We start from the raw sequence: 16,020 nt of genomic DNA, 5'->3' as shown, positions 1-16,020 counted from the left end.
GGGGGAGAGCGCAATGAGCTTGTTATACAAGTTCAAATTACGAACCATTTTAGAACATTGGCCATGTGAGGAATTTATCATTGCTGAGAATGAAGGACAAGCTCGCTTTAAGTATTGGCAAACGTATAAAACAAAATTCACTTTAATGCCAATGAGTACATTTATGGAGTTTGTGAAGTGTGAGAACCTTGGAATTTTCGATATAACACAACTGTTCAGCAAGGAAGAAAGCTTCAAGAAAATGCAGAAGTTTCGAAAGTTGCATTTTGCTTACATGGGTATGCGAGTAAACGTAGCTGGCATGTGGGGTACGATCGTCGGAAACTGGAAAACTAATTTGTTCGTTTTGTTCGATGGAGAAATAGAGAAGCACAATTGTCATCCATATTGGGAGATTGCTTACTTTGATGAGGATGGCAATGTAGTTCGAGATTATCGAAAAGGTACTTACACAGAAGTGATGTAGGGGCACATAAAAAGGCTAGGATTGCTCCTAGCAAGTCATAGGGTATTTTGCATGGATGATAGACTCACTTACATTATAACGCGGTAAATAGTTAGGTGGTTCGAGCGATAACTATTTTTACAATAATTTTACAAAAGGAGTGTGCTACATGAAAGCGATGGAACATGGCGCGTATGAAATTACTTTATTGATCAGCGAAGCGAAAGGGGAAAAACGATGAACCTGCGAGTGAAAATTAAAAGGTTGAAAGATGTGGACCTCCCGCGATATGCGAGGTTTGGAGATGCTGGGTTTGATCTAATGGCAGCGGAGGACGTAATTATTAAGCCAGGAGAAACAAAAGTCATTCCTATAGGATTAGCTTTTGAAATTCCGCCAGGTTACGAGCTTCAAGTAAGGCCAAGAAGTGGGATTTCAAGAAGAACAAAGTTAAGGGTAATTCTTGGAACGGTGGATAGTGGTTTTAGAGGAGAGGTTGGCGTGATTATTGAAAATACCTCTCCTAAAGGTAACGAAGATTACGGATGCAACGATATTCATGGTGAGCCGGAATTTTATGAAAGTACAGCGTATCAAATATTAAAAGGAGACCGTATTGCACAGGGCGTAATAGCGCCAGTGCAAACAGCTCTTTTTGTGGAAGTAGACAAACTACCTGATAGTGAGCGAGGAATCAATGGTTTTGGAAGTACAGGGATTCGCGATGAGTAAGTACGGAAATAAAAAAGTTGAGCTAGATGGTCATGTTTTTGATAGCAAAGCTGAGGCTGATTACTACGAGGGGTTAAAAGTTCGCCAAGCTGCAGGTGAGGTTTTAAATTTTGAATTACAACCATGCTTTAACTTGCAACCAGCATTCACGAAGAATGGCAAAAAGTTTCTAGCAATTACATATATAGCAGACTTCATGGTTTATTTGCCAAATGGTGATGTAGAAGTCATCGATATAAAAGGTCTATGTACAGAAACTTTTAAGGTTAAGCGAAAATTATTCGAATACAAATACCCACATTTACAGCTCATTTTGCTAAAACATGTGAAAAAATATGGTGGTTTTATCACTTTGGATGAGTACGACAGATTAAAGCGTGAAGAGAAAAAACTAAAAAAGGCTAAATAAAGGGAGCGGATCATAATGGCATATATCGAATTCAAACCAACGTTAAAAAAAGTAAACCTTAAACCAGATGGCAAAAAAGAAATTGTGTTAGAAGTAACGGATTCATCGTTAAAAGGTAAATTAGATGCTTTATCAGACTTAATCGATACAAAAGTTCTTATTGCATTAGAATCCATGCAAGTTAGCTTTAACGTCACTATCAATACAAAAACAAACGAACCTGTTACGCAGTATGAAGTAGATGATAAAGGCATCGTAAAAGAAGTGAAACCAGAGTATGAACAGCTAGAAGCAGACTTTGATATTCCAGAAGAAAAGATTCCAACGCGTGAAGAAAAAGAACAAGCGGATCGTGAAATTGTCGATGAATTTATTATCAGTGGTTTAGCACCAAGCTTTGATGGAATGCCGAAGAAATTACCTGAAATCGTGAAACGACGCCTTGAAGGTGAATCTTACTTGAAACTTGCAAATGAGTTGGATATGTCATCTGGCCAAATTATTGAAGTTATCGATGAATATCGTAAGCGTGTGGCTCCATTAGCATTGAAATGGCACGAATGGAAAGAAAATCAGCCAGAAGCTCCGCAACAACCAAAGGCAGAGGAGAAGCCAGTGGAAGAACCAAATTCAGAAGAACCGGTTCAGGATCAAGAGCAACAAGAATCGGAGGAATACGAAGTAACAGATGAGGACAAGCCTTTCGATGAAGAGTTAGAAGACTAATAAAACAGGTTGGTAGTATAGCGAATTCGTTGTACTACTTTCCTTTCAATCTCATACATGGGGTGATGGGTTGAATAGAGCGGAGAAGCGTCAGATACGACTTAGGATTCTAGATATACAAGATAGTCAATGTAAAGGGTGTGAGAAGGTTCCTAAAAAGCTTAGTCAAGACAAGCGTAATGGGTATTGTCGTCAAAATTGTGAAATAGGGAAAACACTCGAAAAATTAGGCGGTAGCCTAATCGAAGGGAGAACGAGTAGTATGGCTGAACAAAAAAACTGGGATCAAATTTGTGCAACGGCTGAGAAATTACGTGCTGCGGACGAAAAGAAATGGACATGGGGAAGAATCGCTGAACATCTTGGAGTTACGGAAGGGAATTTATACTATCACATTTCGAGAAGGCGTGAAGCGAATAGCGCGTCTAAAAAGCGTGTAGGAGCGTCTAAGAAACTTCGTGATACAAAAACATTACCAAAGCGTCAAAACGTTGAAAAAACGAAATCTGAACCGTCACAATTAAAATCTGTGGCTTCTTCTCATATAAGCAAGACAGAGACATTAGATAGCAGCTGGCAAGAAACAATGGCTACAATCATAGACAAAAAAGATGCACTAGCTAAAGAATTAAACGAAATATCAAAGCGATATAGCGAATTAAAGGATTTAAAAGAAAAGTTAGCGCAAGATCTTATTGCAGAAACAAAGGCACGCCTAGAAGCAGAAGATAGCTTTGAACGTATGAAACAGCAATTACGAGACTCTGAGGAAGATTACAACGTGTTAAAAAACGAATTTAATGCTCTGAATGAAAAGAAATTCGAGTTAGAGTACCAGTTGCGCAGAATGAACGATAATCTTCGATTAGCTGAAAAAATAGCCAGTGAAGAACGTGAACACCGTCTTGAACTACAAGGTAGATCACAAGCATTAGGCATGGCGCTCAAAGCAGTCTTGTAGGTGTTGATATGAAACTAACAAAAGAGGAACGTACCAAACTAACATACGAGATTGGCGATATTATAGAGCAGAAATGTAGACGTTGTTATTACAATCGGTCAGATGATGCTTGTTTTAGTATTAGTGTTTGTGGAAATTGCCCAACTGGTCAAGAATTGCGTCGGTTGGGTAGATATCTTGATCCAACTCCTAAAAAACGGGGAAGACAAATGAGAACCCCTACTGGACTTACACCCGAACGCGTTCGGGAATTAAATTTACAGGGGATTGCAGATAGAACAATTGGCATTATGTACGATAGAAGTCCTAATTATGTAAATAAATTGAAACAAAGATGGGAAAAGCAAGGGTTATGGGAAGGACCAACAAACATGTGGAAAATCAGAAAGGGGAAGGGAAATGACTGAGTTAATTGATGTAAAGGCCCTGTCGGATGAAGAATTTATTCAAAAATACGAAAAGTTCGTTTTTCATTTCATTCATAAAAAATATGGTCACAGATTACAAGCGATAAAAGACGATACAGGTCTTGAATTTGAGGATTTGGTGCAATGTGGCATGATTGCGCTAATTAAAGCAAGAGAACAATTCAAGCCTGAAATGGGATTTAAATTCCTTACGTTTGCTGTACCGAAAATAATTGGTGAAATTGGTAATGAGATTTGGAAGACACAGAAGTTGAAAATCGAACGAACTGTATATTATGCGAAGGGGAAAATCTTGAAAAATAAGTTGTCGGAAGAATCGGTGGACCATATCAGCGAAACTTTGGATATTGATCCTAAACTTGTTGAAGCTGCACAAGATTATCAACCAGGGACATTCTCTATAGATAAAGTTTTCTATCCGGATGACAACGGTGAAGGGGGAGAAATTACTTTAGAAAAACAACTTGAAGATGAAAGTGTAGATGTAGAAAGTACAGTGGAAAACAAAGTGATTCTTCATTCTTTTTTCGATACATTGCAGCATAGCGAATTGGTTGTGTGGGACATGCATTCTAAAGGAACAAGACAAGAAAATATCGGAAAACGTATAGGGAAATCACAGGTTCAAGTTAGTCGGATTTTAGGGCGAATTAATAAGAGAGCAACGGCTTTTGGACAGAAGCAAGGGATTGCGAAGTAAGACCAATTTTGAATTTTGTATAAAAACGAGGTGGTATCGTGAATAGGTATATTGAAATACTTTCGAAAATAGATAGGGTGTATGCAGAAAAATATAAAGGGTACGGGGAACTTATTTCTGTAAGAGAACTTTACGAGAAGGTACCTTCTTTATCTGATGATTTTTGGAAGTGGTTTTTTGAATCAGGAGAGATAGATAAGTTTAAGTATACACCTGTTATTCTTCCGAGTTGGTCTGGCGATTATATGTATGTTAGAGCAGGGCAAGTAAGTATGACACACTTGATTGTAGAATATTCGTAAAAAAAACAAAGCGTTATTGTAGTACAATTTGAATTTTGTACAAAAAAAGGTGGATTGAGGATGGCTAAAACAGAGATTACTGTCGAGATGGAACGACAAATATATAGTGCAACTACTTGTAATCAAGGGGTATTTGGTTGTTTTGAAGTGACAATTGGTTGGTTCGGAAAAGAACGTGTGGACTACTTGACGTATGATACAAAGGGGATTTGGCGTTGCTATGAGATTAAAGTATCATTGTCCGATTTTAGAAGTAAAGCGCATAAAACCTTTGTGGGACATTTTAATTATTATGTAATGCCGGAAGAACTTTATGAAAAAGTTAAAGACGAGATACCTAAGCATATAGGTGTATATGTTGGTAAAACACTTATGAAACGGGCAAGAAAACAAAAACTCGCAGTAGATGAAGAGGTTTTGAAAGACTCTTTCATTCGTTCGCTTTACCGAGAGGCAGACAAAGTATTGCGTAGCAATAATCCATCTATTGTGGAGTCATTACAAAGGCAGTTGCGGAATGAACGGAAACAAAAAGAGGAATACCGAAGTAAATATCAAGAGGAAAGAAGAAAATATGAACCTCGAAGTAAACGGGTAATTCAGTAGACAGTTTTTTAACCAAAGCGTTATTTTGGAGAAAGGGGAATGGATATGGCATCTGGTTGCATTGTAGGAGAATGCCCTATATGTGAAGATTGGATGTTTGAAGATGAGTGGATATTTGATAAATACGACAACATTGTTCATGAAAGATGCCTGCACTCAAAAGGAAAAAACAACAAAATGATTATTCATCTGCGGAAAGAAATCGAAAGGCTTGAGAAGAGAATAAAGGAATTGGAAGAGCAGAATAAGAGCGGGCAGATGTCATTATTTTAATAGAAAGGAAGAACGAGACATGCAACATGGAGATTTATATATGCATTATAAACAAAAGGAGTACTTTTTCAGTTGTATAGCATTACCCTTCAATGAGTTTGAAGGTCGTGCGTCTGAATTAGAAGATGGTGGGATTGCTTTTGATGCCCATACTCCTGAAGGACAGGAAATCAACAAAGTTCAGATGTTTTACCACAAAGGAGTAACGTTTATAGATAAGGACAAGCCTCATGTGATCTATCAATCAGAAGATGATTATAACACTGAAAATGTTTGGGCAAGAGAAGTAGAAAACTTCTTTGGTATGGTAAATGTAACGCCACGAAAAACAGTTAGGCGATTTATAAAGATAAAGAAATAAAACTAAACAAAATAATCCTTTGAAAGAATAAGTTTAAACGGAGGGGAATCGTATCGTATGAATCAATCGTCATCTTCTAGATATGTAAACGAGAAAGAAATACGCCCTTTCGTTATAGAAGAGTTACGTGATTATAAAGTCCTAAAAGTAAAGTTTCAAAATCTACAAGAGCGAACAGAACTAGGAGCGGAATTATTGTTTCCAGAGTTACGACAAACTAGCGCACCAGACGAAATTCGATACAGGCAATTAAAACGAGCATTTGAGGAAGCGTTAGATGAAGACGAACAGCGTGTACTAGAAATGAAGTACATGAGTGCGAAAGAGTTGAACGATGAGTATATTTACACTGTACTCGGAATGAAAAAAGGGAAGTTTTATCGAAAGAAAAAGTCCGCTGTGGTGAATTTGGCCAAGGCGTTAGGCATGATATAAATGGACAAAGAGGGTACCAAATGGGGTACCTTTTTATATTGGAATCGACGGTACGATATTTCTACAGTTAATAGTTCTTTGAAAAAAGAATACTGTGGGGATAGCGTATCTATGCGCTCATAATCAATGATCATAGCCCCTTTATCAAAACGTTACCGTTACCGAAGAACGGGCATGGGCGGTAAGAATCCGCAATAAGGATGAAAAGACCGATTGAATTTATATATGGCCACGTCGCATTAGTGTCGTGGTCTTTAATTTTGTATAAGCGATTAGCGTAAGGAGTGAGGATAGATGCAACTAACTAAACAAGAACAAGCAACTGTAATTGGCACATTCGTTACACTACTTGGCCAAGATATTGTGAATGAACGCATTGATTCGAAGAAGTTAGAAAAAGCAATTCCAGCCTTTAATGAAATGGAAGATAACACAACTCCAAAACAAAGAAGAGAAGCGTCTATTAGTATATTGAATAAAGCGATTGATGAGTTCTTAAAGGATAAGGAGTGAATTAGATGGACGGATTTAAGAAGATGGTAAACGATATGCAGAACGAACAAGTAGGTAGTGCTATGATGGACTTTGCATTAGCAGCAAAAATGATGTTCGCTGCTTTTACACAGTTTAAAGAAGCAGGATTCAGTGAAGAACAATCATTTGAGTTAACACGTGAGATATTAATTGATTCATTAAATAGGAATCAATAGACCAATGAGGTGAGTAGGCATGCAGGTATATTGTGCTGAGTGTAATAAAGATTATGACATGCAGCCGAAAGTAAAACAGCTTCCTAATCGAATTGATAAGTGCTACTTTACGTGTCCTCATTGTGGCCATGAACATGTGGCGGCATATGTGAATGATAAGATTCGTAAGTATCAAGATGATATAGCAAAGTATCAAGAACGGATTAGTAAAAAGAATCTTGCTATTGAAGATGAAATGAAACGATTAAGGAAGAGGTTTGAAAGGAGGAAGTGAGTGGGTTTGAGCCACTGAGTTTGAAAATGCCATTAACAAAGCATTGGTGTTTAGATAGAAATTGCGGATTTGAAGAAACTTCTTATAAGATACGTGATGGTTGGAAATGTCCTGATTGTAATGGGCCAATAATGTCTCAACAGGTGAATAAGAAAAGAGAAAGTGCCAAGTGATGGTGCTTTTTATTTTGGAGGAGGATGAAGAATGAAGTATAAAATGCAATTGGAATGTAGAGATAAAGAATGTCGTACAGTAATGTTTGGTCATTTTTTGGAAGGAATGAACTGCGTTAAGTGTGGTGGCCCGACAATAGAGAAACCATATAGCCCAGTAGAAAAGCAAGTAAATCAAAATAAGAATAGTGAACTAACAATACAAGTTAGTGTAGATACAACAAAAGCATTAGAGGGAATTAAGGAAGTAACTGAAGCAGCTAATGAATGTGCAGATGCATTAGAGAAGCTGGAAAAGGTGATGCATAAATTTAAAGGTCAATCTGAAACGTCTGAAGTATCTTTCGATATAAAATCAATTGCTCAATCTACAATTGAACAGACAGCAGACAACTCCATTAAATTACAAGTAAGTAAACTAGACATAAAACGTTCAGATCAATTTTAAGTATTGTAGACGCTACTCTAAACTATGTAGCGTCTTGTTTGTTGTTAAGGAAAGATAAGGAGGAGAAGAAATGAGTCTTACACTTCATAACGGAGATTTGAACAAGTTAGCAAGAGATAGACGGTTTAAGAGAGTTCTTGAAGTTGTCTAGGTAAAGATAAACGCAAACGTGTTGCGTTTAGGGATAAGGGGTGAGGTGAGGAGAGTTGAGGAAACCACTTCGACCATGCTGTGAATTTCACTGCCAGAACCTCACGCGTGAAAGATATTGTGAGGAACATAGATACAAAGAAAAGAAAACACAGCAAGAAAAGAATCGATACTATGATCGATACAAACGTGACAAAGAGAGTACAGCTTTCTATAAATCAAAGGCATGGGAACGGTTAAGAGAGCAGGCACTAATGAGAGACAAAGGGTTGTGTCAGCATTGCAAAAAGAATAAAAAGATTAAAGTGGCAGATATGGTTGACCACATCATACCTATTAAAGTTGATCCAAGTTTGAAACTTGTTCTTGATAATTTACAATCACTTTGTAATCCATGTCACAACAGAAAAACAGCAAAAGACAAAAAGAAGTACGGGTAGGGGCGGGTCAAAAAACTTTCAGGGCAGCCTGCCCGTACCGCCGCCCCCTCAACTTCGCAGAAAAATCCGTTTTTGAATATTTTTTAAGGAGGTGTAATCATGGCTGGAAGAAATAAACAACCACTCTCTGTCATACAGGGAAAAGGTAGATCAAATCACATTACAAAAAGCGAGAAAAATAGACGGGAAAAACAAGAAGAAGCATTGCGGGGACATACTGATAAAATTGAAGCTCCTTCTTATTTGACCGCAGCACAAAAAAGAGAATTCGATGCATTAGCCACTGAATTAATTAGATTGAAAATTTTTAGCAACTTAGATGTAGATAGTTTAGCGAGGTATGTTGATTCTAAAGACCAGTATATAAAAATAGTTCGCCTACTAAGAAAAACAAAGCCTTCAGATGATTTTAAATTGTATTCTCAAATGCAAAGAAGTAAGAATCTTTTATTTAATGAATGCCGTTCATCAGCTAGCGACTTAGGATTAACGATTACATCTCGCTTAAAATTAGTTATTCCAGAATCGGATACATCACAGCAACAGCAAAGTGAAGCGCAACGTCGCTTTGGTGATCGTATATGAATTGGATAATAGAACGGGTTTTTGCCTACTGTGATGCAATTGTAAGTGGAAAAATAAAAAATTGTAAAAAACATAAATGGGCCGTTAAGCGTTTTTTAAAAGACTATGAGGATTGTCAAAAAGATGACAGTCTTTTTTATTTTGACGAAGAAATAGTAGAAGATTTTTACTGGTTCGCAAGAGAGTTTAAGCATGTTGAAGGGATTTTAGCTGGCGAACCAGTAGAATTGACGGATTTTCAATTATTTTTATCGGCAAATATCTTTGGTTTTAAAAAGAAATCTAATGGAGCAAGACGCTTCAGAAAAGTTTTTATCCAATTAGCACGTAAAAATGCTAAATCACAATTTCTTGCTATTGTAGCAGCGTTTGTCACGTTTCTTGGTGATGAAAAACAACGTGCTTACATTGCTGGATGGACCAGAGATCAATCTTCTGAAGTTTACGAGGCTATAAAAACAGGAATCAGTTCAAGTGAACTGTTAGAAGGTAAGTGGAAAGAAGCATATAGCACGATTGAAATATTTAAAAACGGCTCGGTGATTGTTCCTCTTTCAAAAGAGGCAAGAAAAACAGGTGACGGAAAAAACCCATCTGTTGGGATTGTCGATGAGTATCATGCGCATGAGACTGACGAAATTTACGATGTTCTATCTTCAGGGATGGTAGCAAGGAAAGAACCTTTGATGTTTATTATAACGACAGCTGGCTTTGATTTATCTAGACCTTGTTATAGAGAGTATGAATATGTCAGTGATATTCTAGATCCATCGAAAGATGTTGAAAACGATGATTATTTTGTTATGATTTGCGAACTGGAAAAAGATGATGACATAAAAGATGAGTCTAATTGGATAAAAGCAAACCCAATTGTCGCTACTTATGAAGAAGGTATAGCAGCAATACGTTCGGATTTAAAAGTTGCTCTTGATAGACCTGAAAAAATGAGAGCATTTTTAACCAAAAATATGAACATTTGGGTTGATAAAAAAGACAATGGATATATGGACATGTCAAAATGGCGCCAGTGCGAAGTAGATAATATCGACTTTGTGGGAGCGACTCTCTGGATTGGCGGCGACCTATCTATGACTACTGACTTAACAAGTGTTGGTTGGGTAGGGATGGACGAAGAGGGAGATTTTATTGTTGGACAACATTCTTTTATGCCAGAAGCCCGTTTAAAGGAGAAAATGGCTACAGATAAGGTTCGTTATGATTTGTGGGCTGAACAAGGATATTTAACTTTAACACCTGGGGAAATGGTCGATTATACAATTGTTGAATCTTGGATAGAAAACTTTGCTAAAGATAAAGACATTCAAGAATTTGACTATGATAAATGGAATGCTTTGCATTTAGCGCAGAATTTAGAAAACAAAGGTTTTACTTGTGTAGAAATACCACAGCGGATTGCTAATCTATCCATTCCAACAAAGACATTTCGTGAAAAAGTGTATGAAAAGAAAGTGAAACATACTGGTGATCCCGTGCTTTTTTGGGCTCTTAATAACGCTGTTATTAAAATGGATGACCAAGAAAATATTATGATCTCGAAAAAGATAAGTAAAAATCGTATTGATCCAGCGGCAGCGGTATTAAATGCATTTGCAAGGGCAATGTATGGGGCGAGTGTAAAAGTTGATGTGTCCGAATTCGCAAATAAAGACTTTCTTAATAAATTATGGAACTAGGGAGGGGGTGAGTGTGTGAAACTATTGGATTCAGTTCGAAAATTCTTCAGCTTTGAGAAAAGGCGAGTAGTTGAGTTAAATAAGGATGATGAAAAATTATTAGAGTGGTTAGGAATTTCACCGAGTGATGTAAATGTAAAAGGGAAAAACGCTCTCAAAGTTGCTACAGTCTTTGCTTGTATCAAAATACTATCTGAATCTGTCTCTAAGCTTCCTCTTAAAATCTATCAAGAGGATGAAAGTGGGATTCAGAAGGCGGCAAGACATTATCTTTACAACTTGCTCAAGTTGCGGCCGAATCCATATATGAGTTCAATGAATCTTTTCGGTGCACTGGAAACTCAAAAGAATTTATACGGAAACAGCTACGCTAACATTGAATTTGATCGAAAAGGCAGAGTAAAAGCTTTATGGCCAATCGATTCCTCAAAGGTGACTGTCTATATCGATGATGTTGGATTACTTAATTCGAAATCAAAAATGTGGTATGTCGTCAATGTGAATGGCAAACAGATTAAGTTAATGCCAGATGAGATGTTGCATTTTAAAAACGGTCTTACTCTTGATGGGCTTGTTGGCGTACCAACTATGGATTATTTAAAATCGACGGTTGAAAATTCAGCTTCAGCACAGAAATTTATAAACAATTTCTACAAACAAGGATTACAGGTAAAAGGGTTAGTTCAATATGTTGGAGATTTAAATGAAGATGCAAAAAGAGTTTTTCGTGAAAATTTCGAGTCCATGTCTAGCGGATTGGAAAATAGCCATCGAATTGCGCTAATGCCAGTGGGATATCAGTTTCAACCCATATCATTAAGCATGTCAGATGCGCAGTTTCTTGAAAATACAGAGCTTACCATTAGGCAAATAGCCACTGCTTTTGGTATCAAAATGCATCAACTTAATGATTTAAGTAAAGCTACTCTTAATAACATTGAACAGCAGCAACGACAATTCTATACAGATACATTGCAAGCTACTTTAACGATGTATGAGCAAGAGATGACTTATAAGCTATTTTTAGACAGTGAGTTGGATAAAGGCTTTTATTCGAAATTCAATGTAGATGCTATTCTACGGGCGGATATTAAAACGAGATATGAAGCTTATAGGACAGGTATTCAAGGTGGTTTCCTCAAACCTAACGAGGCCAGAAGTAAAGAAGATTTACCACCAGAAGCTGGTGGAGATCAATTACTCGTTAATGGGAATATGATGCCGATTGAAATGGCTGGACAGGCTTATTTGAAAGGGGGTGGTAATAGTGGCGAAAACGGAAAAGAAGGAAACGAAGGAGATTCGAGCGTTACCGATGACGATTGAAATTCGTGAGGCGAATGAAGAGGAAGGTAAGCGTACAATTTCCGGGGCCATTAAATACAACACTGAAAGTTCAGAAATGCGAGATTGGTGGGGAGATACCTTTGTGGAAGAGATTGCTGAAGGAGCTTTTGACGAAAGTTTAAAAGTTCGTGACGTTGTGGGTTTATGGTCGCATGACACATCTCAAGTATTAGGAAATACTAAAAGCAACACATTGCGTATCGAAAACGATAAGAAAGAATTGCGTTTTGAATTAGATATTCCAAATACCACTGTAGGTAATGACGCTTGGGAGCTTATTAAACGCGGTGATGTGGATGGTGTCTCATTCGGAATGAAAGTAATAAAAGATAAGTGGTCATCTGAGGAACGAGAAAATGGCAAGCTTTATAAGCGATCTATTCTAAATGCTGAACTTTATGAAATATCACCAGTTGCATTTCCTGCTTATCCAGCTAATGAAGTCAATGTTCGCTCATTAGATGATTTTAAAGCGAATGAAAAACGAGCTGCAAATGAATACCGTAAAAGAAAATTAGCGTTGGAATTAGAGCTTCTGTAGAAAGCTCATTTTTTATGCCAAAATTCAAAGGAGTGTTTAATTTGTCAAAAGAATTACGTGAATTATTAGCGCAATTAGAAGAGAAAAAGTCAGAAGTACGTTCTCTTATGAGTGAGGACAAAGTAGAAGAAGCTGAAGCAATGATGAACGAGGTACGTTCTTTACAAAAGAAAATTGAGTTACAGCGTTCACTTGATGATTCTGAGACAGAACAACGTCAAGTTGGAAACGAATTAGAAACACGCTTTGGCGAAGAAGATATTGAGTACCGCGATGTATTTATGAAAGCATTACGAAACAAACCACTAAATGCCGAAGAGCGAGAATTCCTTGAAAACGAATTAGAACAACGTGCGATGTCTGGACTAACAGGGGAAGACGGCGGTCTTGTTATCCCGCAGGATATTCAAACAAAAATTAATGAATTATCCCGTTCATTTGATGCTCTTGAACAATATGTAACTGTTGAGACAGTTCAAACACGTTCGGGATCACGAGTATTAGAAAAAAATGCGGAAATGGTTCCTTTTGCAGAAATTACGGAAATGGGAGAAATTCCAGAAACGGATAATCCTAAGTTCTCTAATATGGAATATGCAATAAAAGACAGAGCAGGGATTTTACCGTTATCCCGTTCTTTATTGAAAGATAGCGATCAAAACATCCTGAATTATGTGATTAAATGGTTAGGGAAAAAATCAAAAGTTACACGCAATGTGCTTATTTTGAATGTTATTGATAAATTGACAAAACAAGCGATTAAGTCTCTTGATGACATTAAAGATGTACTAAATGTTAAATTAGATCCAGCAATTTCTCCAAATGCAATTTTACTTACAAATCAAGATGGATTTAACTATTTGGATAAATTAAAAGATAAGGATGGAAAATACATTTTACAGCCAGATCCAACAAAGCCGAATCGAAAATTATTTGATGGGAAACCAGTTGTCGTAATTTCTAATCGTTTCTTAAAAACGAAAGGAACGACCGCTAAAAAAGCACCTCTTATTATTGGGGATTTAAAAGAAGCCATTGTGTTGTTTAAACTAGAAGATATGGAGCTAGCTTCTACAGATGTAGGTGGTAAAGCATTCACACGTAACACATTGGATTTACGTGCTATTCAACGCGATGATGTAAAACTTTGGGATAGCGAAGCAGCGGTATACGGGGAATTGGATTTGAGTGCACCTGTTGAACAACCTCAAGAATAGTTTGAGGAGGCTTTTACATGTTAGTTACTGTAGAAGAAGCTAAAGAATGGATTCGGGTGGATGAAGATGATACCCGTACAATTACTATGTTAATCAAAGCAGCTGAAAAATATATTTTCAAAGCAACTGGTAGAACATTCGATGAAAAGAATGAAGATGCCAAGTTGCTTTGTTTATTTTTGGTTTCCGATTGGTATGAAAACCGACTACTTGTAGGAGAAAAAGCCAGTGAAAAAATCAGAACCATTGTTCAGAGCATGATATTACAGCTCCAGTACGCTCCAGAGCCTCAGGAGGAAAGAAAATGAATCCTGCAAAATTAGATAAACGGCTTACATTTCAAGTAAAAGATGAAAATGCAAAAGGGCCAGATGGTGAACCGATTGACAAATATAAAGATGTATTCACTGTATGGGGCTCTTTTATCTTTTTAAAAGGAAGAGAATATTTTCAAGCAGCAGCAGCGAATAGCGAGGTTCAAGGGAAAACAGAAATTCGTTATCGTAGCGACGTTACCGCTGATATGAAAATTAAGTACAAAGATGCCATATATGACATTATTTCAGTCCTTCCAACTGAAAATCATACGTTATTAATCATGTGGAAGCGTGGTGGTATGAATGGCTGATGGTGTAGATTTTATTGGGTTTGACCGTCTTATCACTGGATTGGAAGCGATGGGAGCACGTGGTGAGGAAATAGAAGATAAGGCCCTTGCAGCAGGTGGAGAACCTATTCGAAAAGCAATTGCAGAACGAGCGCCTAGAAGTACAACGCCTAAACCACCATCAAAAAGTGAACCGTGGCGTACTGGAAAACATGCCGCTGATCAGATTAAAGTTACAAAGGCTAGGTTAGAAGGTGGCGTTAAAACGGTGAAAATTGGTCTTGATAAGGCTGATCGATCTCCGTGGTTTTATTTAAAATTCCATGAATGGGGAACGTCGAAAATGCCAGCGCATCCATTCGTGGAACCAGGCTTTAATGCTTCTAAAGCAGAGGCTGTACGTGCTATGACAGATATTTTAAAAAATGAAATGAGGCTGAATTTGTGATAAATTTACGCCCTGTTATTTTACAAGCTCTTGAGGCAAATCAAGAGCTTGTTTCATTGTTAGGTGGAAAACGCATTTATTATAGAAAAGCAAAAAACGCAACAGAATTTCCTAGAATCACATTTTTTGAGTTAGATAACAGACCTGATGGTTTTGCGGATAATAAGGAAAGCGAAAGTGAAATTCTGTTTCAAATTGATATCTGGTCAAAGAATAGCACGACAGCAATTCATCAAAAAGTGAATGAAGTCATGAAAAGTATTGGTTTTTCACGTTATGCAGTTGCTGATTTATATGAAGAAGATACACAAATTTTTCATTATGCGATGCGATTCGCGAAAGGAGTGGAATTATAGATGGCTGGAGAGGTTATAAAAATTAGCTCGACTGTCGGTGTAGATAGTCTTGTTTATGCAAAAGTGTTACAAGATGATGCGATGGGTGTTGACTATTCAACAGTAAAGAAAATGGAAGGTGCCGTAAAGGTTAAATTAACTAAGAAGGTATCTTCAGAAGTCATGTGGAGTGATAACAGGAAATCAGAAATTGCGGAATCTGATGGTGAAACTGAAGTGGAAATTGAAGTTCGAGGATTGTCACTTTCTACAAAGGCTGACATTGAAGGGTTCCCTGAAGTGCAAGATGGGGTTTTGGATGAGAAGCGTGAAGGAGAGAAACCGTATTTAGCAATTGGGTTTCGTTTCTTAAAAGCGAACGATAAATATCGATACGTTTGGTTATTAAAAGGAAAACTTTCACAAGAAGAAGAAGAGGCTGAAACTAAGAAAGATAAACCAAACTTCCAAACAACGAAACTTAAAGGTTCCTTCATTGAACGTGATTTTGATGATAGAACGAAGTTTACAGCTGATGAAGATGAACCAACATTTACAAAAGCTGTTGGAGATAATTGGTTTAAAAAGGTATATGAAAAGCCTGTGGCACAGCCGCCAGCAGAGCAGAAGTAAGAGGGAGTATAAACTCTCTCTTTTTTATTAAATAAGGAGG

General features: G+C 37.3%; 27 protein-coding genes. All 27 read left to right on the top strand.

The features are described 5' to 3' along the window. Positions 1 to 13 precede the first annotated feature (13 nt). The 27 genes from BCER98_RS13220 to BCER98_RS13090 all read left to right on the top strand — a co-directional run bounded on the left by BCER98_RS13220 (position 14) and on the right by BCER98_RS13090 (position 15,980). Positions 14 to 466, top strand: coding sequence for a hypothetical protein (locus BCER98_RS13220; protein ID WP_012095061.1), 453 nt, complete (start codon positions 14 to 16; stop codon positions 464 to 466). A gap of 216 nt (positions 467 to 682) precedes the next feature. Then, positions 683 to 1,177 carry a dUTP diphosphatase gene (locus BCER98_RS13215; RefSeq protein WP_012095060.1) on the top strand — a complete coding sequence of 165 codons (495 nt, stop codon included), beginning with the start codon at positions 683 to 685 and terminating at the stop codon, positions 1,175 to 1,177. Next, on the top strand, positions 1,170 to 1,586 hold the full coding sequence (locus BCER98_RS13210; RefSeq protein WP_012095059.1) for a DUF1064 domain-containing protein: 417 nt from the start codon (positions 1,170 to 1,172) through the stop codon (positions 1,584 to 1,586). Before BCER98_RS13215 ends, BCER98_RS13210 begins: the two co-directional genes overlap by 8 nt. Before the next feature lie 15 nt (positions 1,587 to 1,601). Then, positions 1,602 to 2,312, top strand: coding sequence for a hypothetical protein (locus BCER98_RS13205; protein WP_012095055.1), 711 nt, complete (start codon positions 1,602 to 1,604; stop codon positions 2,310 to 2,312). A 262-nt stretch (positions 2,313 to 2,574) separates the two neighbouring features. Beyond that, on the top strand, positions 2,575 to 3,273 hold the full coding sequence (locus tag BCER98_RS13200; RefSeq protein WP_041809936.1) for a hypothetical protein: 699 nt from the start codon (positions 2,575 to 2,577) through the stop codon (positions 3,271 to 3,273). Between the two features lie 8 nt (positions 3,274 to 3,281). Next, a complete protein-coding gene (locus tag BCER98_RS13195; protein ID WP_012095052.1) occupies positions 3,282 to 3,680 on the top strand; it encodes a hypothetical protein in 399 nt (132 codons plus the stop codon). Then, positions 3,673 to 4,401 (top strand): sigma-70 family RNA polymerase sigma factor, encoded by a 729-nt coding sequence (locus BCER98_RS13190; protein WP_012095051.1) that lies wholly within the window; start codon positions 3,673 to 3,675, stop codon positions 4,399 to 4,401. The genes BCER98_RS13195 and BCER98_RS13190 overlap by 8 nt, the downstream gene beginning before the upstream one ends. 38 nt (positions 4,402 to 4,439) lie before the next feature. Then, entirely contained in the window at positions 4,440 to 4,703 is a 264-nt protein-coding gene (locus BCER98_RS13185) for a hypothetical protein (RefSeq protein ID WP_012095050.1), read from the top strand. Between the two features lie 60 nt (positions 4,704 to 4,763). Beyond that, the gene (locus tag BCER98_RS13180; protein ID WP_012095049.1) at positions 4,764 to 5,309 is read left to right on the top strand and encodes a BAR domain-containing protein; all 546 of its coding nucleotides are present in this window, start codon (positions 4,764 to 4,766) and stop codon (positions 5,307 to 5,309) included. 39 nt (positions 5,310 to 5,348) lie between these two features. After that, positions 5,349 to 5,582: a coiled-coil domain-containing protein gene (locus BCER98_RS13175; protein ID WP_237701311.1), complete on the top strand. Its 234-nt coding sequence runs from the start codon at positions 5,349 to 5,351 to the stop codon at positions 5,580 to 5,582. A gap of 19 nt (positions 5,583 to 5,601) precedes the next feature. Beyond that, positions 5,602 to 5,943 carry a hypothetical protein gene (locus BCER98_RS13170; protein WP_109090152.1) on the top strand — a complete coding sequence of 114 codons (342 nt, stop codon included), beginning with the start codon at positions 5,602 to 5,604 and terminating at the stop codon, positions 5,941 to 5,943. A 57-nt stretch (positions 5,944 to 6,000) separates the two neighbouring features. After that, positions 6,001 to 6,378, top strand: a complete 378-nt coding sequence (locus BCER98_RS13165; protein WP_012095047.1) for an ArpU family phage packaging/lysis transcriptional regulator — start codon at positions 6,001 to 6,003, stop codon at positions 6,376 to 6,378. Positions 6,379 to 6,672: 294 nt separating this feature from the next. Further along, positions 6,673 to 6,891 (top strand): hypothetical protein, encoded by a 219-nt coding sequence (locus BCER98_RS13160; protein ID WP_012095046.1) that lies wholly within the window; start codon positions 6,673 to 6,675, stop codon positions 6,889 to 6,891. Positions 6,892 to 6,896: 5 nt separating this feature from the next. Next, complete coding sequence (locus tag BCER98_RS13155; protein ID WP_012095045.1) at positions 6,897 to 7,088, top strand: hypothetical protein; 192 nt, start codon at positions 6,897 to 6,899, stop codon at positions 7,086 to 7,088. A gap of 19 nt (positions 7,089 to 7,107) precedes the next feature. After that, on the top strand, positions 7,108 to 7,362 hold the full coding sequence (locus BCER98_RS13150) for a hypothetical protein (protein WP_012095044.1): 255 nt from the start codon (positions 7,108 to 7,110) through the stop codon (positions 7,360 to 7,362). 204 nt (positions 7,363 to 7,566) lie between these two features. Beyond that, complete coding sequence (locus BCER98_RS13145; protein ID WP_219339265.1) at positions 7,567 to 7,983, top strand: hypothetical protein; 417 nt, start codon at positions 7,567 to 7,569, stop codon at positions 7,981 to 7,983. A 206-nt stretch (positions 7,984 to 8,189) separates the two neighbouring features. Continuing rightward, the gene (locus BCER98_RS13140) at positions 8,190 to 8,573 is read left to right on the top strand and encodes an HNH endonuclease (protein WP_012095042.1); all 384 of its coding nucleotides are present in this window, start codon (positions 8,190 to 8,192) and stop codon (positions 8,571 to 8,573) included. A gap of 99 nt (positions 8,574 to 8,672) precedes the next feature. Further along, positions 8,673 to 9,158 carry a phage terminase small subunit P27 family gene (locus tag BCER98_RS13135; RefSeq protein ID WP_012095041.1) on the top strand — a complete coding sequence of 162 codons (486 nt, stop codon included), beginning with the start codon at positions 8,673 to 8,675 and terminating at the stop codon, positions 9,156 to 9,158. Next, complete coding sequence (locus BCER98_RS13130) at positions 9,155 to 10,852, top strand: terminase large subunit (RefSeq protein WP_012095040.1); 1,698 nt, start codon at positions 9,155 to 9,157, stop codon at positions 10,850 to 10,852. The genes BCER98_RS13135 and BCER98_RS13130 overlap by 4 nt, the downstream gene beginning before the upstream one ends. A 15-nt stretch (positions 10,853 to 10,867) precedes the next feature. Next, complete coding sequence (locus BCER98_RS13125) at positions 10,868 to 12,178, top strand: phage portal protein (protein WP_012095039.1); 1,311 nt, start codon at positions 10,868 to 10,870, stop codon at positions 12,176 to 12,178. After that, positions 12,120 to 12,740, top strand: a complete 621-nt coding sequence (locus tag BCER98_RS13120; RefSeq protein WP_041809932.1) for an HK97 family phage prohead protease — start codon at positions 12,120 to 12,122, stop codon at positions 12,738 to 12,740. Before BCER98_RS13125 ends, BCER98_RS13120 begins: the two co-directional genes overlap by 59 nt. Before the next feature lie 41 nt (positions 12,741 to 12,781). Continuing rightward, positions 12,782 to 13,957, top strand: a complete 1,176-nt coding sequence (locus BCER98_RS13115; protein ID WP_012095037.1) for a phage major capsid protein — start codon at positions 12,782 to 12,784, stop codon at positions 13,955 to 13,957. Positions 13,958 to 13,974: 17 nt separating this feature from the next. After that, complete coding sequence (locus BCER98_RS13110) at positions 13,975 to 14,265, top strand: head-tail connector protein (protein WP_012095036.1); 291 nt, start codon at positions 13,975 to 13,977, stop codon at positions 14,263 to 14,265. Beyond that, positions 14,262 to 14,585, top strand: coding sequence for a phage head closure protein (locus BCER98_RS13105; RefSeq protein WP_012095035.1), 324 nt, complete (start codon positions 14,262 to 14,264; stop codon positions 14,583 to 14,585). Before BCER98_RS13110 ends, BCER98_RS13105 begins: the two co-directional genes overlap by 4 nt. Further along, positions 14,578 to 15,012, top strand: a complete 435-nt coding sequence (locus BCER98_RS13100; RefSeq protein ID WP_012095034.1) for an HK97-gp10 family putative phage morphogenesis protein — start codon at positions 14,578 to 14,580, stop codon at positions 15,010 to 15,012. Before BCER98_RS13105 ends, BCER98_RS13100 begins: the two co-directional genes overlap by 8 nt. Continuing rightward, entirely contained in the window at positions 15,009 to 15,368 is a 360-nt protein-coding gene (gp17, locus tag BCER98_RS13095) for a tail completion protein gp17 (RefSeq protein ID WP_012095033.1), read from the top strand. The genes BCER98_RS13100 and gp17 overlap by 4 nt, the downstream gene beginning before the upstream one ends. After that, on the top strand, positions 15,369 to 15,980 hold the full coding sequence (locus tag BCER98_RS13090; RefSeq protein WP_012095032.1) for a major tail protein: 612 nt from the start codon (positions 15,369 to 15,371) through the stop codon (positions 15,978 to 15,980). The last annotated feature ends 40 nt before the right edge of the window (positions 15,981 to 16,020 follow it).

Source organism: Bacillus cytotoxicus NVH 391-98, assembly GCF_000017425.1.
In the GTDB taxonomy this organism is placed as follows: Bacteria; Bacillota; Bacilli; order Bacillales; family Bacillaceae_G; genus Bacillus_A; species Bacillus_A cytotoxicus.
This window is presented reverse-complemented; position numbering and strand designations above follow the sequence as displayed.